25 protein-coding genes, 1 tRNA gene and 4 pseudogenes are annotated in these 23,041 nt (G+C 59.6%); 17 read left to right on the forward strand and 13 right to left on the reverse strand.

Translation table 11 applies throughout. The annotated features are described in order from the left end of the window. Positions 1-42: 42 nt before the first annotated feature. The 5 genes from trxC to BFR47_RS17460 are packed head-to-tail and all read right to left on the reverse strand — an operon-like array spanning position 43 to position 2,812. On the reverse strand, positions 43-477 hold the full coding sequence (gene trxC, locus BFR47_RS06765) for a thioredoxin TrxC (protein WP_071472361.1): 435 nt from the start codon (positions 475-477) through the stop codon (positions 43-45). Next, complete coding sequence (locus BFR47_RS06770; RefSeq protein ID WP_071472362.1) at positions 477-887, reverse strand: META domain-containing protein; 411 nt, start codon at positions 885-887, stop codon at positions 477-479. The genes trxC and BFR47_RS06770 overlap by 1 nt, the downstream gene beginning before the upstream one ends. Positions 888-909: 22 nt before the next feature. Further along, a complete protein-coding gene (locus BFR47_RS06775) occupies positions 910-1,899 on the reverse strand; it encodes a 2-hydroxyacid dehydrogenase (protein WP_071472363.1) in 990 nt (329 codons plus the stop codon). A 59-nt stretch (positions 1,900-1,958) separates the two neighbouring features. After that, complete coding sequence (locus tag BFR47_RS17455; protein WP_083399041.1) at positions 1,959-2,285, reverse strand: type 2 periplasmic-binding domain-containing protein; 327 nt, start codon at positions 2,283-2,285, stop codon at positions 1,959-1,961. Beyond that, positions 2,234-2,812: a hypothetical protein gene (locus BFR47_RS17460; protein WP_139215123.1), complete on the reverse strand. Its 579-nt coding sequence runs from the start codon at positions 2,810-2,812 to the stop codon at positions 2,234-2,236. Before BFR47_RS17460 ends, BFR47_RS17455 begins: the two co-directional genes overlap by 52 nt. Before the next feature lie 215 nt (positions 2,813-3,027). Here BFR47_RS17460 and BFR47_RS06785 point away from each other — a divergent pair. After that, positions 3,028-3,104, forward strand: a tRNA-Pro gene (locus tag BFR47_RS06785). 83 nt (positions 3,105-3,187) lie between these two features. Here BFR47_RS06785 and BFR47_RS06790 read toward each other — a convergent pair. Then, positions 3,188-4,123 carry a LysR substrate-binding domain-containing protein gene (locus BFR47_RS06790; RefSeq protein ID WP_071472385.1) on the reverse strand — a complete coding sequence of 312 codons (936 nt, stop codon included), beginning with the start codon at positions 4,121-4,123 and terminating at the stop codon, positions 3,188-3,190. Between the two features lie 330 nt (positions 4,124-4,453). Here BFR47_RS06790 and BFR47_RS06795 point away from each other — a divergent pair, with 330 nt between their 5' ends. After that, complete coding sequence (locus BFR47_RS06795; protein ID WP_217645489.1) at positions 4,454-5,113, forward strand: HalD/BesD family halogenase; 660 nt, start codon at positions 4,454-4,456, stop codon at positions 5,111-5,113. A gap of 219 nt (positions 5,114-5,332) precedes the next feature. Continuing rightward, positions 5,333-6,694 carry a Na+/H+ antiporter family protein gene (locus tag BFR47_RS06800; RefSeq protein WP_071472364.1) on the forward strand — a complete coding sequence of 454 codons (1,362 nt, stop codon included), beginning with the start codon at positions 5,333-5,335 and terminating at the stop codon, positions 6,692-6,694. Positions 6,695-6,748: 54 nt separating this feature from the next. Here the strand turns inward: BFR47_RS06800 and ybcJ are convergent, their stop codons facing one another. Next, on the reverse strand, positions 6,749-6,964 hold the full coding sequence (gene ybcJ, locus BFR47_RS06805; protein ID WP_071472365.1) for a ribosome-associated protein YbcJ: 216 nt from the start codon (positions 6,962-6,964) through the stop codon (positions 6,749-6,751). Positions 6,965-7,046: 82 nt separating this feature from the next. Between ybcJ and BFR47_RS17965 the strand changes: the two genes are divergently transcribed. The 6 genes and pseudogenes from BFR47_RS17965 to rmuC all read left to right on the forward strand — a co-directional run bounded on the left by BFR47_RS17965 (position 7,047) and on the right by rmuC (position 10,887). Then, complete coding sequence (locus BFR47_RS17965) at positions 7,047-7,199, forward strand: hypothetical protein (protein ID WP_175514074.1); 153 nt, start codon at positions 7,047-7,049, stop codon at positions 7,197-7,199. A 54-nt stretch (positions 7,200-7,253) separates the two neighbouring features. Next, positions 7,254-7,823: an elongation factor P-like protein EfpL gene (efpL, locus tag BFR47_RS06810; RefSeq protein ID WP_071472366.1), complete on the forward strand. Its 570-nt coding sequence runs from the start codon at positions 7,254-7,256 to the stop codon at positions 7,821-7,823. An 83-nt stretch (positions 7,824-7,906) separates the two neighbouring features. After that, on the forward strand, positions 7,907-8,323 hold the full coding sequence (locus tag BFR47_RS06815) for a DUF4399 domain-containing protein (RefSeq protein ID WP_071472367.1): 417 nt from the start codon (positions 7,907-7,909) through the stop codon (positions 8,321-8,323). An 85-nt stretch (positions 8,324-8,408) separates the two neighbouring features. Beyond that, a pseudogene (locus BFR47_RS06820) lies at positions 8,409-9,247 on the forward strand (PfkB family carbohydrate kinase). Between the two features lie 59 nt (positions 9,248-9,306). Further along, positions 9,307-9,543, forward strand: coding sequence for a hypothetical protein (locus BFR47_RS06825; RefSeq protein ID WP_071472368.1), 237 nt, complete (start codon positions 9,307-9,309; stop codon positions 9,541-9,543). A 22-nt stretch (positions 9,544-9,565) separates the two neighbouring features. Beyond that, positions 9,566-10,887 (forward strand): annotated as a pseudogene (gene rmuC / locus BFR47_RS17465) (DNA recombination protein RmuC). Here the strand turns inward: rmuC and trkA are convergent. From trkA to def, 4 genes are read right to left on the reverse strand one after another with little or no spacing between them, the layout of a single operon-like run. Then, positions 10,888-12,264, reverse strand: coding sequence for a Trk system potassium transporter TrkA (gene trkA / locus BFR47_RS06840; protein WP_071472371.1), 1,377 nt, complete (start codon positions 12,262-12,264; stop codon positions 10,888-10,890). It lies immediately after the preceding pseudogene. Continuing rightward, positions 12,261-13,556 carry a 16S rRNA (cytosine(967)-C(5))-methyltransferase RsmB gene (gene rsmB, locus BFR47_RS06845; RefSeq protein ID WP_071472372.1) on the reverse strand — a complete coding sequence of 432 codons (1,296 nt, stop codon included), beginning with the start codon at positions 13,554-13,556 and terminating at the stop codon, positions 12,261-12,263. The genes trkA and rsmB overlap by 4 nt, the downstream gene beginning before the upstream one ends. Before the next feature lie 25 nt (positions 13,557-13,581). Then, positions 13,582-14,526 (reverse strand): methionyl-tRNA formyltransferase, encoded by a 945-nt coding sequence (gene fmt / locus BFR47_RS06850; protein WP_071472373.1) that lies wholly within the window; start codon positions 14,524-14,526, stop codon positions 13,582-13,584. A 22-nt stretch (positions 14,527-14,548) separates the two neighbouring features. Beyond that, positions 14,549-15,058 (reverse strand): peptide deformylase, encoded by a 510-nt coding sequence (gene def / locus BFR47_RS06855; protein ID WP_071472374.1) that lies wholly within the window; start codon positions 15,056-15,058, stop codon positions 14,549-14,551. A gap of 91 nt (positions 15,059-15,149) precedes the next feature. Here def and BFR47_RS06860 point away from each other — a divergent pair, with 91 nt between their 5' ends. The 6 genes and pseudogenes from BFR47_RS06860 to hemF all read left to right on the forward strand — a co-directional run bounded on the left by BFR47_RS06860 (position 15,150) and on the right by hemF (position 19,927). Next, entirely contained in the window at positions 15,150-16,250 is a 1,101-nt protein-coding gene (locus BFR47_RS06860; RefSeq protein ID WP_139215124.1) for a LysM peptidoglycan-binding domain-containing protein, read from the forward strand. Next, the gene (gene dprA / locus BFR47_RS06865) at positions 16,231-17,328 is read left to right on the forward strand and encodes a DNA-processing protein DprA (protein ID WP_083399044.1); all 1,098 of its coding nucleotides are present in this window, start codon (positions 16,231-16,233) and stop codon (positions 17,326-17,328) included. Before BFR47_RS06860 ends, dprA begins: the two co-directional genes overlap by 20 nt. Before the next feature lie 2 nt (positions 17,329-17,330). Then, positions 17,331-17,804 carry a DUF494 family protein gene (locus tag BFR47_RS06870; protein WP_071472376.1) on the forward strand — a complete coding sequence of 158 codons (474 nt, stop codon included), beginning with the start codon at positions 17,331-17,333 and terminating at the stop codon, positions 17,802-17,804. Positions 17,805-17,851: 47 nt separating this feature from the next. Beyond that, positions 17,852-18,400: a DNA topoisomerase family protein gene (locus BFR47_RS06875; RefSeq protein ID WP_071472377.1), complete on the forward strand. Its 549-nt coding sequence runs from the start codon at positions 17,852-17,854 to the stop codon at positions 18,398-18,400. 29 nt (positions 18,401-18,429) lie between these two features. Beyond that, positions 18,430-18,992 (forward strand): annotated as a pseudogene (tsaC, locus tag BFR47_RS06880) (L-threonylcarbamoyladenylate synthase type 1 TsaC). 26 nt (positions 18,993-19,018) lie between these two features. Then, the gene (hemF, locus tag BFR47_RS06885) at positions 19,019-19,927 is read left to right on the forward strand and encodes an oxygen-dependent coproporphyrinogen oxidase (RefSeq protein WP_071472378.1); all 909 of its coding nucleotides are present in this window, start codon (positions 19,019-19,021) and stop codon (positions 19,925-19,927) included. Here the strand turns inward: hemF and hdfR are convergent. Continuing rightward, entirely contained in the window at positions 19,924-20,778 is an 855-nt protein-coding gene (gene hdfR, locus BFR47_RS06890) for an HTH-type transcriptional regulator HdfR (protein WP_071472379.1), read from the reverse strand. The genes hemF and hdfR overlap by 4 nt on opposite strands. 168 nt (positions 20,779-20,946) lie before the next feature. On the opposite strand from hdfR, the gene aroE reads away from it, so the two are divergent. Together aroE and BFR47_RS06900 are read left to right on the forward strand one after the other, a co-directional pair. Beyond that, on the forward strand, positions 20,947-21,771 hold the full coding sequence (gene aroE, locus BFR47_RS06895; RefSeq protein ID WP_071472380.1) for a shikimate dehydrogenase: 825 nt from the start codon (positions 20,947-20,949) through the stop codon (positions 21,769-21,771). Next, on the forward strand, positions 21,768-22,028 hold the full coding sequence (locus tag BFR47_RS06900) for a DUF1488 family protein (protein WP_071472381.1): 261 nt from the start codon (positions 21,768-21,770) through the stop codon (positions 22,026-22,028). Before aroE ends, BFR47_RS06900 begins: the two co-directional genes overlap by 4 nt. Before the next feature lie 96 nt (positions 22,029-22,124). On the opposite strand, the pseudogene BFR47_RS06905 reads toward BFR47_RS06900, so the two are convergent. After that, positions 22,125-22,663: pseudogene (locus BFR47_RS06905) on the reverse strand (gamma carbonic anhydrase family protein). Between the last annotated feature and the right edge of the window lie 378 nt (positions 22,664-23,041).

Genomic DNA, 23,041 nt, shown 5'->3' on the forward strand with positions numbered 1-23,041 from the left:
GCCGTCAGCAGGGCTCCATGACCGAGCCCTGCGGTCGCAGGCTTAAACCGGCAGGCTCTGCAGCCACTGCTTGAGTTGGCCGGCGGAGAGGGCGCCGGACTGACGGGCGATTTCCCGGCCCTGATGAAAGGCAATCAGGGTGGGGATGGAGCGGATGCCAAAGCGGGCGGCGGCGGCCTGCTGGGCCTCGGTATCCAGCTTGGCCAGTCTCAGTTGGCCATTCACCTCGCCGGCGGCGGCGGTAAACACCGGCGCCATGCTCTGGCAGGGGCCGCACCAGGGGGCCCAGAAGTCGACCACCAGCGGCAGGGTTTCATTTGCCAGCAGGCGATCCAGTTTGGGGCCGTCCAGCGTCAGCGGCTGGGGTGGCAGCAGGGACGCTTTGCATTTACCGCATTGCGGGGCCTGTTGCAGTCGCTCGCCGGGCACCCGGTTCTTGGCCTGGCAGGCCGGACAAATCAGAAAATGTTCGCTCATCAGTTCATCCTGTCGGCCAGTTGGTAGGTGAGGGTGTATTGCTCGCCAACCAGCTCAAGCTGCCGGCCTTCGTTGTTGACGGTGGCGCCCTCGCTCAGGGTTTGCAGCACGGCGGTTTCCACTTTCTGCGCTTCCGGGTCACAGGCCATCTTGGTGCTGGCGAGCGGATCGGCCTGGAGTCGGTTCTGCTCCAGAGTGGCGCTGCCGAAGAAGCGGTTACAGCCGGCCATGCCGTTGATGGTGAAATGTTCACCGATCTCCAGATCCGAATTGAGCTCCGCATTGACGGCCACGCCGTTGATGGCGGCCAGGTTCCAGTGATGATGCTGCAGGTCGGACTCGACCACCTTGAGGCCGCCACTACAGGCGGTAAGCAACAGGGCGGTGGTGGCGGCAATGGTTGTTTTCATGGTGATTCCTTACTCGATGCGATTAGTTGATTTGATTGTCACAGGGCTCGTTGCGGGCGAGCCGTTGCAGATTGTCCAGGGTGATCCGGGCGATGGCGGCGAGCGCCTCATGAGTCAGAAACGCCTGGTGGCCGGTCAGGATAACGTTGGGGTAGGCCGACAGCAGGTGAAAAGTATCATCGTGGATGATTTCACCGGAATTGTCGGCGAAGAACAGGTTTTCTTCCTCTTCGTATACGTCCAGCCCCAGGCTGCCGATCCTGCCGTTGTTGATGGCATCGATGGCGTCGAGGGCGTTGAGCAGACCGCCCCGGCTGGTGTTGATGATCATCACCCCGTCTTTCATTTGTGCGAAGCTCTCCCGGCACAGCAGGTGGTAGTTGTCGTGCAGCAAGGGGCAATGCAGGCTGATCACGTCCGCCTCCCGGAACAGTTGTTCCAGCGGCACATATCGGGCTCCCAGCGCCAGCGCCTCGGGGCTTTCGACCGGATCGTGTACCAGCAGGTTCATGCCCAGCCCCTGCAGGATGCGCAGGGTGGCCAGGCCGATTTTACCGGTGCCGATGATGCCGGCGGTCTTGCCGTGCATGTTGAAGCCGACCAGGCCGTTGAGGGAGAAGTTGGCGTCCCGGGTTCGCTGATAGGCCTTGTGGATATGGCGGTTGAGCGTCAGCATCAGCCCCACCGTGTGCTCGGCCACCGCTTCCGGTGAATAGGCCGGAACCCGCACCACCCTGATGCCAGCGGCCCTCGCCGCCTCCAGATCCACATTGTTGTAGCCGGCACAGCGCAGGGCGATGATGCCGACCCCGGCCGAGGCCAGGGTGTGGATGACCTCCGCGTCCAGCTTGTCGTTGACGAAGACGCAGACCGCATCAAATCCCTGACAGAGCGCGGCGGTCTGTGCTTCCAGTCGGGCCTCGAACCAGGTGATATCGAAGCCGTAGTTCCGGTTGTGCTCGGCGAAAGGCTGTTGCATGTAAGGCTGACTGCTGAAAAAGGCGATGTTCACCGGCGACGACTCCAGAAATGATGATGACTTAAGGATAGTGAACAGCTGGCGGCGCTTTTTCAAGGCCGGGTGCCGGGATACCAGTAGTGATCCGGCAGGGCCAGGGTGGATTCGGTCAGATCCGGGTTGGCGAGCTCCAGCCGTAATCGCGGCTGTTGCAGCACCGGCAGGCTGGCGCGGATCTGCGGGTGCTGTTCGAACAGGGTCATAAAGCTGCCATCGGTATAGGCCCGGCTCAGCCCCCGTTCGAGCGCCTCGGCCAGTTCGGGATGTTCGGGGCTGACAAAAAAATAAATGGCGAAGGGGTAATACAGCAACAGTCGGGGTTCTGCCATCAGCAGCGGATAGTGCTCGGTGGCGGTTTGCAGTTCGGCATGGGCTTCCACCAGCTGCGCGGATAATAATCCACATGCTGGTTGCGGTTCAGCATGTCCAGAATGGTGTGGCGGGGGGCGGCGTTGATATTCAGCCCCGCCCGTTTGAGAATGTCGATATCGCTCCAGCCGACGCCCTGCACCCCGGTAAAGGCCGCCAGATCGCTCAGGCGCTGCACCCGACTGAATTCCTGTTGCCGGATCCTGTTGATCAGCAGCAGCCGGAATCCGGACAGGCCGCGTAACAGCGGTATCCTTATCGGCAGCAGGTGTCGCTCGTATTCGCCGGAGGTGCCGGCCCAGAGCAGATTGATCGGTTTGCCATCGCGCAGCCTCAGTGCCAGTTGTGGCTGGGGGTCGTTCAGTGCTACCGGGTGGATGGTAAATTCCTCGCCGCTTTTTTCCAGCGCCAGGGTCAGCAGTTGCCGATAGTAGGAATACAGCGGCGGAAGAGGCTCGGGTTGGGGGATCCTGACCGTCAGTGCGGCCTGAGCAGGCAGGCTGAACAGGGCAAGCAGCAATAACAACAATCTATTCATGGTGTCCTTCCCGGGTCGAACTCGGTGGTGAGTGGAGGTCATACCTTGTTATAGACTCAATCCCGCCGTCTGACTGCTGGCGCCAAAAGCGGAGCAGTATCCGGAGCCGGGACGGGCAGCAGACCGAAGCCGGCGGCTTTTGGACCTAAATAGCGGTTTTTCTTAAAAATAGCTTGCAACAATGTCGTCATTTATGTAAATTCTCGCCCCGTTGACGGCATGTAGCGCAGCTTGGTAGCGCACTTCGTTCGGGACGAAGGGGTCGGAGGTTCGAATCCTCTCATGCCGACCAGATTCACAAAAAGGCTCACCATTTGGTGAGCCTTTTTGTTTTCCGCTATCTGCCATTCATGTCTCCGCACGTCGTCGCCCCGCCTATCCGATACGCAAATTCCGGTCGTTATCGGCCTGTTGTCGCAGCCAGTCCAGCAGTTCCTGTGCCTTGGGTTTGTCCAGAATACGCTTGGGATAAATCAGAAAGTAGGACTTGTTGAGCGGCAGTGCCAGCGATGACAGCGTGACCAGTTTGCCCTGTTGCAGCTCTTCGCGGATAAGTGATTGCTGCCCCAGCAAGATCCCCCGGCCCGCAACGGCGGCGTCTATCGCCATGGCCGTCAGGTTGAACGACGGCCCCGGGTTAGGCGGTCGGGTGGTGATGCTGGCTGCCAGCAGCCATTCACTCCAGTCCGGCAGAAAACGGCCGTCACGACCCCAGTCCACATGGATCATGGGGTAGTCGAACAGCTGTTCCGGGTTGTCCAGCGGCAGCGGGGCCTTGAGCAGGGTGGGGCTGCAGACCGGGATCACCGAATCACGAAACAGCTCTATCTTGTCCTGCTGGGGATAATGCTCGTCCCCGAACGAAAGGTAGAAGTCGGTGGGGTTGGTATTGAAGTCGGTCAGGCTGTGGGTGGCCTGAATGCGAAGGTCGATTTCCGGGTGTCTGTCCATCCATTGATAGAGACGTGGCATCAGCCAACGGGATGCCAACGCGGGCAGGGCGGTAATCGTAAGCGTATGCTCCCCCTGATACTGGGCCATGTTCTGCTGGGCCACACGCAGGGTTTCGAAGGCTTCCTGGGCAAAGGCGAGATAGCTGATCCCCGGTTCGGTCAGCTCGACGCCGCTTTTGGAGCGCACAAACAGTTTGACCCCCAGGTGTTCTTCCAGCTGGCGGATTTGCTGGCTGACCGCGGCCGGGGTGATGCACAGGGTATCGGCGGCACTGGCCAGGCTGCCGGTTTTGGCGGCGGTTTCAAATGCCAGTATGTTACTTAACTTGGGTAGTCGGTGGTGACTGGCCTGCTCCATGCGGTTTCTCTCGTTATTGTTCTGATCCGGCGCCATCGGGCGAGGTGTCTGATCATGCGGCTCTGGTGTTATGGGGTCAAGCATGGCCAGGGATCAACAAGATTAAAAATGGTTAACACATCGTTAACTTTATATCGCTATTGCCGGTCGTCGGGGTTTTATAAGGTGGTGGGACAGACCCCATCCGTTACCAGACTGACCGGAGCAAGATGTTATGAGCACACTGAACACCATTCTCGACTTATCCGTTTACCCTATCGATGATCCGGACTTCCGTGCCGAATGCCGCAACACTCTGGCCCGTACCGGCGCCTGGTGCTGCCGGGGTTCATGAAGCCCGAGGCGGTGGAGCAGGTCAAGCAGGAAGGACTGGAAAAACAGCACCAGGCCTATTACACCGCCAGCCAGCATAACGTCTACCTGGCGGAGTCTGATCCGGCCTTCGGCGACCATCATCCGCGCAACGCCAAGGTGACTTCCTCCAAGGGTTGTATTACCGATGATGTTATCGGCAAAGATTCTCCCCTGCGCATCATGTACAACGCCGACGCGTTCCGTGATTTTCTGGGCGATGTACTGGAAGAAACGCTCTATGAATATGCCGATCCCCTGTCTTCCATCAACCTGCACTATGCCAGTGAAGGGCAGGAGTTGGGCTGGCACTTCGATAACTCTTCCTTCGCTACCACCCTGCTGATCCAGAAGCCCGCCGGCGGTGGGGTGTTCGAGTATGTGGAAAACATGCGTGATGCGGATCGGGGCGAGATGAATTACGAAGGCGTGGATCGGGTGCTCAAGGGCGAGGTTGAAGTCAAGCAACTGAGCATGGAGCCGGGCGCCCTGGTGCTGTTCCGCGGTCGCAACGCCATTCACCGGGTCACCCCGACCCAGGGCGACATTACCCGCATGCTGGTGGTGCTGGCCTACAACAACCAGCCTGACGTGGCCCTGTCGGAAACGGCCCGCATGACCTTTTACGGCCGACTGTAATCCCGATTGATATCAATGAGCGGGACTGAGCGGTTTTCAGCCTGGGCCCGCAGTATGCCGCGCGCATGGCAGCCCGGCGGTGTAACCCGTTTTTTGTTGATAAGTAGTATCCGGTTCGGCCGAGCTATTGGCGTGAGCCGTGCCGGCGGCGCAGGAGTCGGATTTGGCCCCGCCGTGGGGCCAGGGGAGGCTGTTGTGATTAAACGACATGGAGGTGTCATGAATACGATTGTACTTGCGGTATTGATAATGATCGGGCTGAGCCTGGCCCGGGTGCCGGTGGTAATCGCCCTGGTGGTATCGGCGGTGATTGGCGGCCTGTATGCGGGCATGCCGATGGCGGAGATTACGGCGGCCTTTAACGGTGGGCTGGGCAGTGGTGCCGTGGTGGCGCTGGCGTCGGCCACCCTGGGGGCTTTTGCGGTGGCGCTGTCACGCACCGGCATTGCCGATGTGATTGCCGCTAAAACCCTGCGGCTTATCGGAGCCAGCCAGGATGAAACCCGGCTGAAGTATGTCAAATGGGGGATTTATGCAGCCCTGGTGGTGATCGGTTTTTCTGCCGACACCATAGTGCCGATTCATATCGCCTTTATTCCCATGCTGATCCCGCCCTTGCTGGGCCTGATGAACATGATGCAGCTGGACCGACGCATCATCGCCTGCGTATTGACCTTCAGTATCGTCATTCCCTACATGATTGCCCCGGTCGGCTTTGGCGCCATTTTTCTCAACGATATTCTCACCCAGAACGTCAATGAAGCCGGTGCCAGCCTGGGGATTGCGGTCACCAACGACATGGCGCCCAGGGCCATGCTGATCCCGGCACTGGGCATGGTGGTCGGTCTGCTGGTCGCGGTGTTTTTCAGCTATCGCAAACCCCGTGACTATCAGCATGTTGAATATCACCAGCCGGTTGCCGGCAGTGGCGGCGAGCCACAGGATGAAGAGCCTCGTCGCCTGTCTGTCTTGCAGTTGTGTATGCTCGGCGTGGCCGTGGGCGGTGCCCTGCTGGTGCAGGTATGGACCGGCTCCATGGTGCTGGGCGGCCTGCTGGGCTTTACCCTGCTGTCGATGAACGGCTTGTTCAAATGGAAAGATCAGGACGACGTCTTCACCCAGGGCATGCGCCTGATGGCCTTTATCGGCTTCGTGATGATTGCCGCCGCCGGTTTCGCCGGGGTGATGAAGGCGACCGGTGCCATTCCCGAGCTGGTGTCCGGTGCGGGTTCGTTGATTGGCGACAGCCCCGCCATGGCGGCGTTGGTCATGCTGCTGGTGGGTCTGTTTATCACCATGGGTATCGGCTCATCGTTTTCTACCGTGCCGATTATCGCGGCCATTTTCGTGCCGATGGCGATGCATTTCGGTTTCTCTCCCATGGCGACCATCGCTCTGGTGGGGACCGCCGGCGCCCTGGGCGATGCGGGTTCTCCCGCCTCGGATTCGACCCTTGGTCCCACCGCCGGGCTGAACGTGGATGGTCAGCATGACCATATCCGTGACTCGGTGATCCCTACCTTCATGCACTACAACATCCCGTTGATCCTGTTCGGCTGGATAGCGGCCCAGGTGCTGTAACGGGGGGGAATGTTGTTACTCAGGGCGGCGCCTGAACGGCGCCGCTCATGGGGGTTATTCGGTAACCTCGACCTCTTGTCCGTTAAAGCTGACGCACTGACCAGCCACTATCTTGCAGCGTTTGCGCACTTCTATTTCGCCATTTACCTGCACCAGCCCGTCGTCGATCACCATCTTGGCCATGGCACCGGAATCACACCAGCCGAGCACTTTCAGCAGGTTATGCAGGGGAATAAAGCCATGTCCTTCCAGACTGAATTGTTCGTTCATAGAGAGTTGTCATCCTGATTAAAAATATCTGTTTATGCTCACACCCTGATCATGGGGGCGGTGATTTGACCCAGCGGTAATTATGTCCGGATCAGGGCCCAATATCGACCCCGATGCTCTGCCGGAATATTCGGACGTGCATAGCTACCGCTCCCTGAACCGCATGTTCCGGCGTTTTCAGCAGGCGATGCGCGATACCATCGACGAGAGGGGAGGGGCTTGCCGTTTCTGGTAGCGCGCCTCTCCGGCCTTGGCTAATATGCGGCATATTATTTTTCGGAGAGATGGCATGGCAAAGGCGAACGAAATCAAAAAGGGAATGGTGGTCGAGCTGGCCGGCAAGCTGCTGATGGTGCGGGACATCGAGGTGCAGAGCCCGAGTGCCCGCGGCGCCAGTACCCTGTACAAGATGCGCTTTACCGATTTGAAAAGCGGATTCAAGGTGGAAGAGCGGTTCAAGGGCGATGAGCTGCTCGGCACCGTGGAATTGCAGCGGCGCAATGTGGTGCTGTCTTATGTCGATGGTGACGACCATATCTTCATGGATATCGAGGATTACAGTCAGTATCCGGTCCGCAGCAGCGAGATCGCCGACGAGCTGCAGTTTCTGGATGAAAACACCCAGGGCATTCAGGTGATGCTGGTAGACGATCAGGTGATTGGCCTGGAACCGCCGCAAACGGTGGAGATGGTGATCGTGGATACCACACCCGAAATCAAGGGGGCCTCTGCCTCGGCCCGTACCAAGCCGGCCACCTTTGCTACCGGCCTGACCGTTCAGGTGCCGGAATACCTGAAAATCGGCGACAAGATCCGTATCCATACCGTCGAGCGGCGTTACATGGGGCGGGCCGACTAAGCCGACAACGGGAGGCGTTAGCGTCACCATCGGTCCGGAGCCAGCTGCTATGCTTGGGGCTGATATCCCGCTGGAGACTGGCAATGATGAAAATAACGAGCATGTTAGGTACCGCCGCCCTGCTGGCGGCGTTATCGGTATCGGCCACCCCGGCGCCGGAAGGCGCTAGGGTCTATTTCCTCAGTCCGGCCGATGGTGAGGTGCTGAGTGGCGAGTTTACCGTGCGCTTTGGCCTGGAAGGCATGGGGGTGGCGCCGGCCGGGGTGGAAAAGGAAAATACCGGCCACCACCATCTGCTGATTAACGCCGATCCCATGCCGGATCTGACCATGCCGTTGCCGGCCAGCGACCAGGTGCGCCATTTTGGTGGTGGCCAGACCGAAACCCGGCTCAGTCTGCCGCCGGGACAATACCGTCTGCAACTGGTGGTGGGCGATGCGCAACATGCGCCTCATCAGCCTCCTATCATGTCTGAATCCATTCAGGTGACGGTGGAGTAAGCTTCTTACTCACCACCTCCGTATTATCGACAACTGTGTACCAGGATGGCGCCGATGTGGGCGCCATCTTTATTAAGGAGCCTGAATGGCAAAGATACGGCTGCTGGCCAACCTGAATTGTGATCATGTGCTGCTGTTGAACGAACCGTTGTCAGCCGGTGGCCGCCTGTTATATCGGGATCAGGGGCGGCGACTGGGCGGTGGTGCGGCCAACACCGGCGTCGGGCTGTTGTGGGCGGGTCATGAGGTGAGCGTTGCTGCCCGGGTAGGCAACGATAGCACCGGTGTCTGGCTGCGGCAGCAAGCCGCCGAGCTGGGGCTGGATGTGACCCATGTGGAGCAATTTGATGGTGAAACCGGTGAGTTGCTGGTGCTGGTCGACAGCCTGGGCGAGCGCACCATACTGCGCCAGCACCGCCGACCGGCCTTGCCCGGCGGGCTGCCCATGACACCGGTGGACTGCCTCTACGTCAATCATGACGGTCCCGAGGCGGCGCCCTATATGGCGCAGATGGCGGAGCACAGCCTGGTGGTCAGTCAGTATCCCAAGGGCGGGTGTTGGTCTCGCCCCTGTCAGGTGATGATGCTTCCGCAGCCGATCTGGCACCGCAATCGGATTTGTGGGCCCACGCCCGGTTGCTGGCCGGCGAGCGGTTGCAATGGCTGGTGGTGACGCATGGTGAACAGGGTGCCGAGGCCTTTGCTGCCGATCTGCATATTCGGGTGCCGACCCGGCCGGTTTCGGTGGTGGATGCCACCGGCGCCGGTGATGCCTTTGCCGGCGGTTTGATCCACGGCCTGCTGGCGGGCCTGCCGATGCCGGCGGTGCTGAGCCAGGCCGGGCAGTGGGCCGCCTATACCCTGTCTTCCAGCAGCTCGATTCCATCCGAACAGTTAAAGCGCTATCTGCGCCGTTCCGGCTGAATTCCTCGGTGGTCGCTGTTAAGCTGTGGCCTGATCATCAGTACGTTGGGACTTACACCTTGGATAACGGCCTCTTCATTTCTTTTCTCAGCCAGTGCTGGCGCTGGTCGGTCTTCCTGATGTTTCCGTTGCTGCTGTGGTTGTACAGCCAGTTGCGGGGGGTGCCGCTGACGGAGTTCGATAATGGCGTCAATCAGCACAAATGGCTGATTACCCTGCTGTATCTGCTTTATGTATTGCTCTGGCTGCGCTTCAACCGGCGAGTGATGGCGATGCTAGAGCAGAGGAGGCGCTGATGACCTTGCTGTTGGCAAATACCTGCCTTACTGGCTGGGTGCGGTGGCGGCACTGGCCGGCTGGGGGCTGACCCGGCTCAGTCTGGGGGCCCGGCTGCAGTTGCTGGCTCAGCATAACCGGCAACTGCAGGCTCAGTTGGATGAACGGGGTGGCGAGTTGCAGGAGACCCGGCAGCGGCTGGAGCAACAGCAGCAACTGGTGCTGAAAATGAACGGCCGACTCAAGGAATACGAGACCCTGCTGCGCCAGGAGCGGCAATGGGCGGCGGAAAAGCAGGCTCAGTTCGAGGCCAGTGAGACCCGGCTGGGGCAGCAGTTCGAGAACCTGGCCCAGCGTATTTTCGAGCAGAAAACCCATAACTTCCGTGAGCTTAACCAGAACAGCCTGGACGGCTTGTTGTCGCCGCTGCGCGAGCAGCTGGAGGGATTCCGTCGCAGCATGCAGGAACCTACGCCGATGAAAGTCGCCAGCGTCACAGCCTGAAGTTCGAGATAGAGCGGCTGGCCGAGCTGCACCAGCAGATGAGTGTCGATACCGCCGCCCTGACCCGGGCGCTGAAAGGCGACAGCAAGCAGCAGGGCAACTGGGGCGAGGTGGTGTTGTCGCGGGTGCTGTCCGAGTCGGGGCTGCGCGAGGGCCATGAATACAGCACCCAGCTCAGCCTGAACAACGCCGAGGGCAAACGCTATCAGCCGGATGTGGTGGTGCATCTGCCGCAAGATAAAGACATCATCATCGACGCCAAGGTCTCGCTCACTGCCTACGAACGCTACTTCAACGGCGAGGATGCGGCCGTGCGGGAACAGGCGCTGCGCGATCACGTCGCCTCGGTGCGCGGCCATATCCGCGAGCTGGGGCGCAAGGACTATCAGCAATTGCAGGGAGTGAGGACACTCGATTATGTGCTGATGTTTGTGGCAGTGGAGCCGGCCTTTCTGGTGGCGGTGGAGGCCGAGCCCGGGCTGGTGAAATATGCTCTGGACCACAATATTCTGTTGGTCAGTCCCACCAATCTGCTGGTGGCGCTGCGCACCATCGAGAACCTGTGGCGGGTGGAACGGCAGAATCAGAATGCCCGCAAGATTGCCGAATCGGCGGGCAAGATCTACGAAAAGCTGCGCCTGTTCACGGAAGACATGGAAGCCATGGGCCAGTCGCTACAGCGGGCCGATGACAATTATCAGCGGGCGATGAAGAAGCTGAGCAGCGGTCGTGGCAACCTGATCCGTCAGGCCGAGGCGTTTCGCGAGCTGGGCGTGGAGGTGACCAAGCCGCTGCCCGAGCATTTGCGGGAAGCGGCGAGCGAAGATGGGGAGCAGGTCCAGTTGGGGCAGAGAGCCTGATCAGAGGAAGAAGGGGCTGGGCTGGAACAGCCGCTCCACTTCGGGGATAAACTTCTTGTCCACCAGAAACAGCACTACATGGTCGTTCTGCTCGATCACGGTTCTGTCATGGGCGATCAACACCTCGTCACCGCGCACGATGGCGCCGATGGTCGCACCGGGCGGCAGCTTGAGTTCGCCGACCTGGCGGCCCACCACCTTGGAAGTGCTGCTGTCACCGTGGGCGATGGCCTCGATGGCCTCGGCGGCACCGCGGCGCAGAGAGTAGACGTTGACGATATCGGCCCGGCGCACATGGGTCAGCAGCGCCGATATGGTGGCCTGCTGGGGGGAAATGGCCACATCGATACTGCCGCCCTGCACCAGATCCACGTAGGCGCCGCGCTGGATCAGCACCATCACCTTTCTGGCGCCCATTTTCTTGGCGAGCATGGCCGACATGATGTTGGCCTCGTCCTGATTGGTGACGGCGATAAACACATCCACCTGATCGATATGCTCTTCCGCCAGCAGTTCCTGATCGGCCGCATCGCCGCAGAAGACGATGGTGTGTTCCAGCAGTTCCGACAGTTGTTCGGCGCGCTTGGGGTTGTGTTCGATCAGCTTGACCGAATAACGCTTCTCCAGCCGTCGGGCCAGACCGGCGCCGATGTTGCCGCCACCGACGATCATGATGCGCTTGTAGTCACTTTCGAGCCGTTGCAGTTCCGACATCACGGCGCGGATGTGGCCGCTGGCGGCGACGAAAAATACCTCGTCGTCGGCCTCGATAATGGTGGTGCCCTGGGGCCGGATCGGCCTGTTCTGGCGGAAGATCGCCGCTACCCGGGTATCGATGTTGGGCATATGATCGCGCAGGGTGGACAAGGCATTGCCCACCAGAGGGCCGCCGTAGTACGCCTTGATGGCTACCAGACCGACCTTGCCTTCGGCGAAGTCCACCACCTGCAGGGCGCCCGGATACTGGATCAGCCGATAGATGTATTCGGTGACCAGCTGCTCGGGAGCGATCAGGTTATCGACCGGCAGCGCCTCGTTGAGGAACAGTCGGTCACGCTCGGCCAGAAACTCCGGCGAGCGAATGCGGGCCACCTTGTTGGGGGTGTTGAACAACGAATAGGCCACCTGACAGGCGATCATGTTGGTTTCGTCGCTGCTGGTCACCGCCACCAGCATGTCGGCATCCTGAGCACCGGCTTCACGCAGTACGTTGGGGTAGGCGCCATGGCCGTTGACCACGCGCAGATCGTACTTGTCCTGCAGCTCCCGCAGCCGTTCGCCGTCGGTATCGACGATGGTGATGTCGTTGTTCTCGCCCACCAGGTTTTCCGCCAGGGTGCCGCCGACCTGACCGGCGCCCAGGATGATGATTTTCATGGCTGTTTGCTCAGTTTGGCGTAGTAGAAGCCGTCCCGCTGCTCGCTGCCAGGCAAGAATTGCCAGCCTGGTTGCTCGAGGGTATCCCCCGGGTGCAGGGGCTGATGACGGGCATCCGGGGTGCGGCTCAGAAACGCCTTGATCTGGGCGCTGTTCTCATCCGGCAGTATGGAGCAGGTGGCATAGAGCAGGGTGCCGCCGGGCTTCAGCTGTTGCCAGAGTGCATCCAGAATCTGCGCCTGCAAGGCAGCCAGCTGGGCGATATCTTCCGGGCGGCGCAGCCACTTGATGTCCGGATGGCGGCGGATCACGCCGGTGGCCGAGCAGGGCGCGTCCAGCAGGATGCGATCGAAGGCCGCACCTTGCCACCAGTCGGCGGGCCGGGCGGCATCGCCCTGGATCACGGTGGCCTGCAGGCCGATGCGCTCCAGGTTCTGATGCACCCGCTGCAGCCGTTCGCCGTCCATGTCGACGGCTACCAGCTGTGCCAGGGCCGGCTGGCGCTCGAGAATGTGGGCGGTCTTGCCACCCGGGGCGGCACAGGCATCGAGAATGGTGTCGCCGGGCGCGGCTTCCAGCAGCTGGGCCGCCAGTTGTGCCGCCGCATCCTGTACCGAACTGTGACCCTGTTCGAAACCGGGCAGGGTGGTCACGTCTACCGGACGGGCCAGACGCAGGGCGCTCTCGGCCAGGGTATCGGGTTCGGCTTCCTGGCCGTTCTGCTGCAGTAGTGTCTGGTATTGCTCCCGCGAATGGTGACCCTGATTGACCCGGATCCACATCGGCGGATGCTGGTTGTTGGCCTCGAGAATGTCCTGCCACTGTTCGGGATAGGCCTGCTGCAGCCGCTTGACCAGCCAGTTGGGGTGCGCCAGGCGCAACTGAGGCAGGGTGTCTACCTTGGCCGTCAGCTCTTCTTGCCTGCGCTGCACGTTACGCAGCACGCCGTTGACCATGCCCTTGAAGGGCTCGGCTTTCAGTAGCTTGCAGGCGTTGACGGTTTCCGCCAGGGCGGCGTGGGCGGGAATACGGGTATAAAGCAGCTGATAGATACCGACCAGCAGCAGCGCATGCACCGGCTGGTATTTTCCCTTGAGCGGTTTTTCCAGCAGTTGCTTGGCGATGGCGTCGAGCCGGCTGCACCAGCGCAGGGTGCCGAAGCACAGCTCCTGCAGCAGGGCGCGGTCTTTGGCGGCCACTTGCTGTTGATAACGCGGCAGCAGGGTGGAAAGTGACTGGCCCTGGTTGAGTACCTGATGAAGGATGTTGGCCGCGGCGGCACGGGTTTTCATATGATTACCAATGAGTTAAGTGTGTTCAAGCCAGGCAGATGCCGGGTTGGAACCAGTCCTTGCGGGCGTTGAGCAGATCCTGACAGGTCATGGCTTTCTTGCCCGGTGGCTGCAGGCTGAGCAGGCGCAGTACGCCGGCGCCGGTGGCGACGTCGATACCATCCTTGCCGGCACGGATGATGGTGCCGGGCGACTGAACGCCGGGCTCGTCCACGACTTCGGCCTGCCAGACCTTGATATTGTGCTCGCCGACCATGAAGTAGCTGAATGGCCAGGGGTTGAAGGCGCGCACGCAGCGTGCGATATGCTCGGCCGGCTGCTGCCAGTCGATCAGGGCTTCTTCCTTGGAGAGTTTTTCCGCATAGTTGGCCAGGGCGTCATCCTGCGGTTCGGCCACGGCGGAGCCATCGGCGACTTGGGCCAGTGTTTGCAGCAGTGCCCGGGGGCCGATGTCGGCCAGTTTCTGGTACAGGCTGGCGGAGGTGTCCTGTGCCTCGATCGGCAGTCGGGCCAGGTGCAACATGGCACCGGTATCCAGCCCCTTGTCCATTTGCATGATGGTGACGCCGGTTTCCTGGTCGCCGGCCCAGATGGCGCGCTGAATGGGCGCAGCGCCACGCCAGCGTGGCAGCAGAGAACCGTGTACATTGATGCAGCCGAGGCGAGGGGTATCCAGCACCACCTGGGGCAGGATCAGGCCATAGGCCACCACGACCATGATGTCGGCGTCGAGGGCCTTGAGCTGTTGCTGGGCGTCATCGTTGCGCAGGCTCTGAGGCTGAAATACCGGGATGCCGGCCTGCACGGCGGCCACCTTGACCGGGCTGGGGGTCAGCTTCTTGCCGCGTCCGGCGGGTCGGTCCGGCTGGGTGTAAACGGCAACGATATTGTGCTCCGAACCGATCAACGCCTGCAAATGGCGAGCGGCAAAGTCCGGAGTACCGGCAAAAATGATATTGAGCTTGCTCAAGGGGCGTCCTTTATTATTGTTATCAGTGTGCTTCTTGCTTGGCGAGTTTTTCCATTTTCTGGCGGATGCGCTGGCGCTTGAGCGGCGACAGGTAATCGACAAACAGCTTGCCGATCAGATGATCCATTTCGTGCTGGATACAGATGGCCAGCAGATCGTCGGCGTCCAGCTCGAACCAAGTCCCCTGGCGATCCTGAGCCCGTACCTTGATGCGTTCGGCCCTTTCTACCAGCGCACGGGCGCCGGGGACCGACAGACAACCTTCTTCTATGCCGGTACTGCCGCTTTGTTCGATGATTTCCGGGTTGATCAGCACCAGCTGTTGCTCCCGGTCTTCGGAGACATCGATCACGATCAGTTGCTGATGAACGTCGACCTGGGTCGCCGCGAGGCCGATGCCTTCTTCGGCGTACATGGTTTCAAACATATCATCTACAATCTGTTGTAATGCGGGCGTAAACTCGGTGACGGGTTTGGCGACGGTACGCAGCCGCTCATCGGGAAAACGTAATACTTCTAACACTTTTGCCATGGCTACTTTGCTTATTCCTGTAACGATACTGATAGTATTTTAGCCATGTCAGCACATAAAAAACAGTAAGAGTTAACTTGGGGACAGGGATGTGATGAAACAAAGAGGCCGATTTTTGCTCGGATTGCTGCTGGTGTCCTGTTTTGGCCACCAGGCCCAGGGTCTGGAGCTGAACGAGAATTACCCCGAAAGCTATATCGTTCGCAAGGGGGATACCCTGTGGGATATTTCTGCCCATTTTCTTAAATCACCCTGGCTGTGGCCCAAACTGTGGCAGGCCAACCAACAGATAGCCAACCCCCATCTTATCTACCCGGGCGATGTACTGCGCTTGATCTGGGTGAATGGCGAGCCCCGGCTGGTCAGGGGAGAAGCCGACAAGGTGGTGCATCTTGCCCCGCGGGTCCGCACCGACTCTGCCGTGGCCACCATTCCTCTCAGTTCGATACTGAACTTCGTTGACAGTCATCGCGTCATGTCCCCGGCAGTCTTTGAGCAGGCATCTTATATTCTCGGCGATCAGCAAGGCCGGGAGGTCATGGTGAAAGACTCGTCGGTTTATGTGCGTGGACAACTGACTCCGGGCACCCTCTATGGGGTTTATCGCCCGCAGGAAATGCTGATCGACCGCTTTACTCATGCCGAGCTTGGACAAAAGGCGGCGCTGGTCGGCACCTTGCTGGCAGGGGAGCAGCAGGGCTATCAGATGACCGAGGCACAGGTCAGCAGCATGAAGCAGGAGATGCGCCAGGGAGACAGGGTACTGCCCCTGAGCCAGGATGGCGGTATTGCCGCATTTCACTATCCCCGGCCAGGACCGGCGCTCGACCAGGCCTACATTATGGCCATGGGGACCGAGGGCAGCGTCATCGGTCGTCATGGTGTCGTCTTTATCAACAAGGGTCATGCGGATGGCGTCCGTGCCGGCGACCTTTATGCGGTGATGAAACCCGGAGCCAGCGTATATGACGTCAATCCCGGTACTTCCGGCCGGTTGACCTATGCGGACATGGCGAGTAACTATCTGCGCACGGGGAGCCGGCCCGAGCAACTGCCGGACGAAGCGATGGCCCGCATCATGGTGTTCAAGGTGGACGACAAGACCAGTGCCGCCCTGGTGCTGGATAACAGAGGCCTGGTGCAGACGAATTATTCGCTGAGCCATGTGAGTGATGCCGGGTTCGGGTCTTGAACAGCACCCTCTGCTGCCCTGGCTGGCGCTGCAGCATACCAGAGGTATAGGGCCGGTCCGGGCCATTCAACTGCGTACCCGGCTCGGTAGCCAGTGGTACCGCTCTGCGCAACTCGACGACTGCGGCTTGAGTGCAGCACAACTGGAGCAACTGCAGACCGCCCATGTTCCGTTACTGGAACCGTTGCTGGAATGGCAGTCGCAGGCGTCGAATCGTCATATTCTGACGTGGGATGCTCCCGACTATCCGGAACAGCTCAAGGCGGTGCCCGGGGCGCCTCTGCTGCTGTTTGTGGAAGGGGCGCTGTCGGCTTTGCCCCGGTCACAAATCGCCGTGGTGGGTAGCCGTCATCCCTCCTACGTGGGCAGGGAAAACACCAAAAACCTGATTCCGCCACTGGTGGATGCCGGCGCCGTTATCACTTCCGGACTGGCAATAGGGGTCGATGGGTTCAGTCACAGGGCGGCACTGGATAGCGGTGGTATTACCCTGGCGGTGCTGGGGTCGGGGCTGTCCCGGTGTTATCCCAAACGACATCAAGCCCTGGCTGCAGAACTGGTCAGTCAGGGGGGCGCCCTGATCTCCGAATGTTATCCCTGGGAAGGGCCGCTGGCACATCATTTTCCCCGCCGCAATCGTATTATCAGTGGTTTGAGTCTGGGAGTGCTGGTGGTGGAGGCGGCCGAACGCAGCGGTTCCCTGATTACCGCCCGGTATGCCATGGAGCAGGGGCGTGAAGTGTTCGCCATTCCCGGCGCCCGGCAAAATCCGCAGGCTTGCGGCTGTAATCGGCTGATCCAGCAGGGTGCCAAGCTGGTTTCCGATGCCAATGACATACTCGAAGAGCTGGTGGCATTTTCGGTGGCGGCGATCAAAGTTCGGCCACCTGAGCAAGAGGAATTATTGCCTTATCCTGAGTTGTTGGATAACGTAGGTTTAGAGGCAACGGCGGTGGATTTGATCGCATCCCGTTGCCAGCAGCCGGTGCAGGAGGTCGTTACCCGGTTGGTCGAGCTGGAATTGGCTGGCTGGGTGGAGTCTGTACCCGGGGGTTATGTCAGAGCGAGGAGGGACTGATCATGTTCGATGTACTTATGTACTTGTTCGAAACCTACATCCATACCGATGTAGACGCCATGGTGGAACAGGATGCTCTCGCCGATGAATTAACCCAGGCGGGGTTTCACAAGGAAGAGATCCTCAAGGCACTGGCCTGGCTGGAACGCCTTGCCGAACTTCAGGAAGCGGAAGCGGCGCCGATGTGGGCGAGATCTGCGCCTGATTCCTTCCGCATCTACACTCAGGAAGAGCTATACAAGATCGATGCCGAAGGGCGTGGTTTCCTGTTGTTCCTCGAGCAGATCAAGGTGCTGAACGCCGAAACGCGCGAGATCGTCATCGATCGACTGATGGAGCTGGATCCACCGGAAATCGAGCTGGATGATCTCAAATGGGTGGTGTTGATGGTGCTGTTCAATGTTCCCGGCAGCGAGTCGGCCTATCAACAGTTGGAAGAGCTGATTTTCGAACAGCCGGAAGGGGCGGTTCACTGAGGGCGGCCGCGCTGGTAGAATTCAGCCAATGAATTCGGAGGCGCGGTATGTCGAAAATCGATTCCAGTCTGTTTAATACCCAGGAACATGGCCCTGATTGGGGCGGTGAACCTTGCCCCCGCTGTGGTGGTACGCTGGAACTGCGTCATGGTAAACATGGCGCCTTTGTCGGTTGTGCCTCCTACCCTGACTGTGATTATCTGCGTCCGCTCAAGGTCATCGAGCACGATCAGGATGTGGAAAAAGTGCTGGAGGGCAGCCAGTGCCCGCTGTGCAGCCATCCCCTTGCCATCAAAAAAGGCCGTTACGGCCTCTTCATCGGTTGTACTCATTATCCCGACTGCCACCATGTGGCCGACATCAACGATCAGGGGCAGGCTGACCCCCCGTGTCCGGCCTGCAGCAAGGGCCTGCTGGTGGCGAGAACCTCCCGCTACGGCAAACGCTTCTATGCCTGCAACCATTATCCGGCCTGCCGCTACGTGATTAACGAGCGGCCGGTGGCCGAATGCTGCCCCGAATGCGGCTTTGGTATACTTGCCGAGCGCAAGGGCGGGCTGCACTGTCCCAACAAGGGCTGCAACTATCAGCGTTGAGCCGTTTTTATGAAGGAAACTGTCAGTTAATGAATCCGCAAGCATTGAACCCCGCACTTGAGTCATTGCGTCGTGGTGGGGTGATCGGTTATGCCACCGAGGCGGTGTTTGGCCTGGGCTGCGATCCCGATAATGGAGAGTCCGTACGGCGATTGCTCGAGATAAAGCAACGACCGGTCGAGAAGGGGCTGGTACTGATTGCTGCCGATTTCAGCCAGTTGCTGCCTTATCTTGATCTGGCGGCACTGCCGCCGGGTCGGCTCGAGGTTATCCTCGACAGCTGGCCAGGACCCTATACCTGGATTATCCCGGCTCGGCCCGAGGTGCCGGTCTGGCTGCGGGGCAGCTTCAGTCCCTGGCGGTCAGGGTAACGGGGCACCGGCAGGTCCACGATTTGTGCCTGTCCTTCGGTAAACCACTGGTTTCGACCAGTGCCAATAAAACCGGTGAACCGCCGGCGAGAACGGCAGAAGAGCTGACTGAGCGCATGGGAGCCCAGCTCGACTATATCCTGCCCGGGCAGACGGATGGACGCGCCAATCCGTCACTGATCCGGGATGGCATTACCGGCGCCGTGGTGCGTGCGGCCTGAACATCACATGAGAAGAAGGGAAAGACATGAGCGGTAAACCGGATATCACGGCCGTTAAAGCATTTCTGCTGCAGTTACAGGATGACATTTGTGCCCGGCTGGAGCAGGCGGACGGAACCGGCCGCTTCGAGCAAGACAGCTGGACGCGTGAGGAAGGCGGTGGTGGCCGTAGCCGGGTGTTGCGCAACGGCAGCGTCATCGAGCAAGGGGGCGTCAACTTCTCCCATGTTCATGGCAGCTCGATGCCCGCTTCTGCCACCGCCCATCGGCCCGAACTGGCTGGCCGCTCTTTCGAGGCCATGGGGGTGTCGCTGGTGATTCACCCCCATAACCCCCATGTGCCTACCAGTCATGCCAACGTGCGTTTCTTTATCGCCGAAAAAGAGGGGGCCGATCCGGTCTGGTGGTTTGGCGGCGGCTTCGACCTGACGCCCTACTATCCGGTGGAAGAGGACTGTGAGCACTGGCACCGGGTATCCCGGGATCTCTGTGCGCCTTTTGGTGAACAGGTGTATCCGGAATACAAGGCCTGGTGTGACCGCTACTTTTATCTCAAACACAGAGATGAAACCCGGGGAGTAGGCGGGCTCTTTTTCGATGATCTGAATCAGTGGCCTTTCGAGCGGTGTTTCGAGTTCATGCAGGCGGTGGGTCGGGGCTATCTCGATGCCTATGTCCCCATTATCGAACGGCGTAAAGACACCGCTTTTGGTGAGGTTGAGCGGCAGTTTCAGCTTTACCGACGCGGACGTTATGTGGAGTTTAATCTGGTGTATGACAGGGGCACGCTGTTTGGCCTGCAAACCGGCGGTCGTACCGAGTCCATTCTGATGTCGATGCCCCCGCTGGCACGCTGGGAATACAACTGGCAGCCTGAGCCGGGTTCGGCAGAAGCCCGGCTCAATGATTTCCTGATACCGAGAGACTGGGTTTAATCGCCCTCGTCCTGGGGACCAAACAGGGTAATCACCTGATCGATGAGTCCCTGGCGTTCCCCGCCCGGCAGATAGGCCGCATAGACTTCCCGCTTGATGGAGGGCGTGTCGTCTACGATGAACAGCTGTTCCTGCTGCTGGTAATTGTTGATCATGGAACTGGGCAGGAAGGTGCTGCCGCCATGATGCAACAGATACTCCAGAGCGATGCGCACCGAGCCGGTGTGCAGCAGGGGGGGCGTCGCGGTATTGAACAGCTTGGCGTGCTGGGTATTGAAGGCCGTGCCCCAGTCTATGCGAATATAATCCTGGGCCATGGCCTTGGCGGTATCCAGACCCGGATAAGTGGAGACCAGCTGCAGCTCCATGGTGTGGATGGCGATGTGACGGACCCCCTCGATGCGAGCCGGATCGGTCAGAAAGGCCAGGTCCAGGGTCCGACCGAGCAGGGCGCGGGTCATTTGCTCCGGCGTACGGATGTCGGCACGCAGTGACAGTGCCGGCAGTTCGCAGTAAAGCCGGTGCAATCCATCCTGCAGATAGGCATCCCACAGGTTGGCGGTACCGGCGACGGCCAGTTGCTGGGTCTGACGCTCGCTCAGGGCCACCTCGTGCTGGGCCCGAGCCCAGGCCAGCAGCATGGACTCGGCGTGAGGGATCAGTGCATCACCGGAAGAGGTCAGCTGGATGTTGTTACGCAGCCGGGTAAACAGGGTGACACCCAGCTGGCTTTCGAGCTGGCGGATCCGAAAGCTGACCGCCGACGGCGTCAGGTAGAGATGCTCCGCCGCCTTGCCGAAATGGCGGGTGCGGGAAACTTCCAGAAAGGTTTTTAAGAGTTCAGTATCCAAGGCTAGCCACAAAATTTTTGTTCGTTAGCGCAAAATCTATTCGTTTTGGCAATTAATGCAACCAAAAAAGCGTCAGCGTGGCAATATTATCATTATTGCTGCCGATATCGATTGTCCTCAGGCTTTATTCGGTACCGGCGTTGACGCCCAGTTATGAGAGCAGAGTTCATGGACAGATATGCCGTCATCGGCCACCCCATCAAGCACAGTCAGTCACCTTTTATTCATGGCTGCTTTGCCGAGCAAACCGGAGAGCGGCTCGACTATGAGCGCCTGCTTGCCCCTCTCGACGACTTTGCCGGCACACTGGCCCGCTTTACAGGTGAAGGTGGTAAAGGTTGCAACATTACGGTGCCGTTCAAGACTCAGGCTCTTGAGCTGGCCGGTGAGCTGACGGAAAGAGCCCGGCTGGCGGGAGCGGTCAATACCTTGCATCTGCAGGCTGATGGTCGTTGGCTGGGGGATAATACCGACGGTGCCGGCCTGGTACTGGATCTCAAGCGGCTGGGGGTGCCGCTGGCCGGGGCCAGAATACTGTTGCTTGGTGCCGGTGGTGCCGCTCGTGGTGCCCTGGCACCCTTGCTGGCGGAGCAACCGGCTGAGCTGGTGATAGCCAATCGTACCCAAGCCCGGGCCGATGAGCTGGCGCAGCGCTTTGGCCACCTTGGTCATATCATCAGTGCACCGCTGGATACGCCCGGTATTGGCTTCGATGTCATCATCAACAGCACCTCCGCCAGCCTGCAGGGGGAGGCGTTGGCGCTCGACACCGCCGTTTGCCATCCCGGGACCTGGGTCTACGATATGATGTATGGACGTGAAGAAACCGTCTTTCTCGCCTGGGCCAGGGAGCTTGGACTGGAGCATCGTCATGATGGTTTGGGCATGCTGGTCGGGCAGGCGGCGGAAAGCTTTTATCTCTGGCGTGGCGTGCGGCCAGACATGATGCCGGTATTGACAGCATTGCGCGCCAGACTGGAGGCAGCAACATGAACCAGGACATTATTGTAGACGACGATCTTGACTGGCAGCCTGAGCGTCAGGGGATTGCTTTTACGGCTCACTGGCAGGGACGCAAGATAGATTGTTTTTTGGCATTGCATCATCTGGAGCACATGACCGGTCTGAGCTTGATTGATGAGGGCAATATCATGCTGGCATTCGAGTCGGTGCGCTTCGATATCGAGGAACGGGTCGCCGAGCTGGTGGGGGAAGAGGCCTTTGCCCCCGATGGCGGTTTGTACCTCTAGAGTTGTGAGGAAAAGCGTGAGGGGGCAGATACAGGACAGACACCCGAACAACGAGGGTCTGTCTTGCTCTGTTTGATTAACCTCACACTTCACATCTCAGCGCTGCTGAAGGTATTCGTTTTTAAGACGCACGTAGTTCGCCGCCGACTCGGGCAGGAAGGCTCTCTCTTCCGGCGTCAACGGGCGGACCTGTCTGGCCGGAGAGCGACATACAGGTAGCCCGACTCCAGTTTCTTGCCCGGTGGTATCAGGCTCCCTGCTCCGATAATCACATCGTCCCCCACCTCGGCACCGTCCAGCACGATGGCACCCATTCCCACCAACACCCGGTTGCCGATGACGCAGGCATGCAACATCGCCTTGTGTCCGACCGTGACATCGTCGCCAATCAACAAGGGTAATCCATCAGGCAAAGCAGAGCTCTTGCGGGTGACATGCAGCACGGTGCCGTCCTGGATGTTACTGCGGGCCCCGATACGGATAGCGTTGACGTCACCCCGGGCAGCCACCAGTGGCCAGATGCTGGCGTCTTCTCCCAGCGTGATATCACCGTAGAGCACGGCAGAGGCCTCTACGAAGACTCCTTTACCCAGAGTGGGACTGATTCCGTTGTAGTGTTTCAGTGGTGTTGCCATGGTTTCTCCTTAAAGCAGACCTTGATTCGGCTATGTTAGCGTATTTGGCGAGGGAAACGAGGCCTCTCTGTGGGTAACTCTGTGACTAAGCTGTGCTTTTGCTTGGGGTATAGGCAATCGGTCACCAAAGCTCTGTTTTTTACAAAAAAGCCCTTGCGCAAAATCGGGCGGTCCCTATAATGCGCATCCACTGACACGGGGCAACACGCCAACGGTCACAAGGGTTCGAAACGAACGAAACAAAGTTTGCTTCAACGCTTGACGAACAAAACGGAATGCGTAGAATACGCATCCCTGACCTGAAACAAGGTCAACGCTCTTTAACAATATATCAAGCAAACTGTGTGGGCACTCGCAGGTAGTTGAGAAACAAAAAAA

The sequence above is a fragment of the Oceanisphaera psychrotolerans genome (assembly GCF_001870485.1).
In the GTDB taxonomy this organism is placed as follows: domain Bacteria; phylum Pseudomonadota; class Gammaproteobacteria; order Enterobacterales; family Aeromonadaceae; genus Oceanimonas; species Oceanimonas psychrotolerans.

Excerpts from the sequence above, each read along its gene's own strand:
- BFR47_RS17965 (WP_175514074.1), top strand. The coding sequence starts at position 7,047 with ATGTCCGGATCAGGGCCCAATATCGACCCCGATGCTCTGCCGGAATAT.
- ybcJ (WP_071472365.1), bottom strand. The coding sequence starts at position 6,964 with ATGAACGAACAATTCAGTCTGGAAGGACATGGCTTTATTCCCCTGCAT.
- trkA (WP_071472371.1), bottom strand. The coding sequence starts at position 12,264 with ATGAAAATCATCATCCTGGGCGCCGGTCAGGTCGGCGGCACCCTGGCG.
- BFR47_RS06790 (WP_071472385.1), bottom strand. The coding sequence starts at position 4,123 with ATGGAGCAGGCCAGTCACCACCGACTACCCAAGTTAAGTAACATACTG.
- BFR47_RS17460 (WP_139215123.1), bottom strand. The coding sequence starts at position 2,812 with ATGAATAGATTGTTGTTATTGCTGCTTGCCCTGTTCAGCCTGCCTGCT.
- BFR47_RS06900 (WP_071472381.1), top strand. The coding sequence starts at position 21,768 with ATGAACCAGGACATTATTGTAGACGACGATCTTGACTGGCAGCCTGAG.
- trxC (WP_071472361.1), bottom strand. The coding sequence starts at position 477 with ATGAGCGAACATTTTCTGATTTGTCCGGCCTGCCAGGCCAAGAACCGG.
- BFR47_RS06795 (WP_217645489.1), top strand. The coding sequence starts at position 4,454 with ATGAAGCCCGAGGCGGTGGAGCAGGTCAAGCAGGAAGGACTGGAAAAA.
- BFR47_RS06815 (WP_071472367.1), top strand. The coding sequence starts at position 7,907 with ATGATGAAAATAACGAGCATGTTAGGTACCGCCGCCCTGCTGGCGGCG.
- def (WP_071472374.1), bottom strand. The coding sequence starts at position 15,058 with ATGGCAAAAGTGTTAGAAGTATTACGTTTTCCCGATGAGCGGCTGCGT.
- BFR47_RS06870 (WP_071472376.1), top strand. The coding sequence starts at position 17,331 with ATGTTCGATGTACTTATGTACTTGTTCGAAACCTACATCCATACCGAT.
- BFR47_RS06875 (WP_071472377.1), top strand. The coding sequence starts at position 17,852 with ATGTCGAAAATCGATTCCAGTCTGTTTAATACCCAGGAACATGGCCCT.
- BFR47_RS06800 (WP_071472364.1), top strand. The coding sequence starts at position 5,333 with ATGAATACGATTGTACTTGCGGTATTGATAATGATCGGGCTGAGCCTG.
- BFR47_RS06770 (WP_071472362.1), bottom strand. The coding sequence starts at position 887 with ATGAAAACAACCATTGCCGCCACCACCGCCCTGTTGCTTACCGCCTGT.
- rsmB (WP_071472372.1), bottom strand. The coding sequence starts at position 13,556 with ATGAAAACCCGTGCCGCCGCGGCCAACATCCTTCATCAGGTACTCAAC.
- dprA (WP_083399044.1), top strand. The coding sequence starts at position 16,231 with ATGCCGGGTTCGGGTCTTGAACAGCACCCTCTGCTGCCCTGGCTGGCG.
- hemF (WP_071472378.1), top strand. The coding sequence starts at position 19,019 with ATGAGCGGTAAACCGGATATCACGGCCGTTAAAGCATTTCTGCTGCAG.
- aroE (WP_071472380.1), top strand. The coding sequence starts at position 20,947 with ATGGACAGATATGCCGTCATCGGCCACCCCATCAAGCACAGTCAGTCA.
- efpL (WP_071472366.1), top strand. The coding sequence starts at position 7,254 with ATGGCAAAGGCGAACGAAATCAAAAAGGGAATGGTGGTCGAGCTGGCC.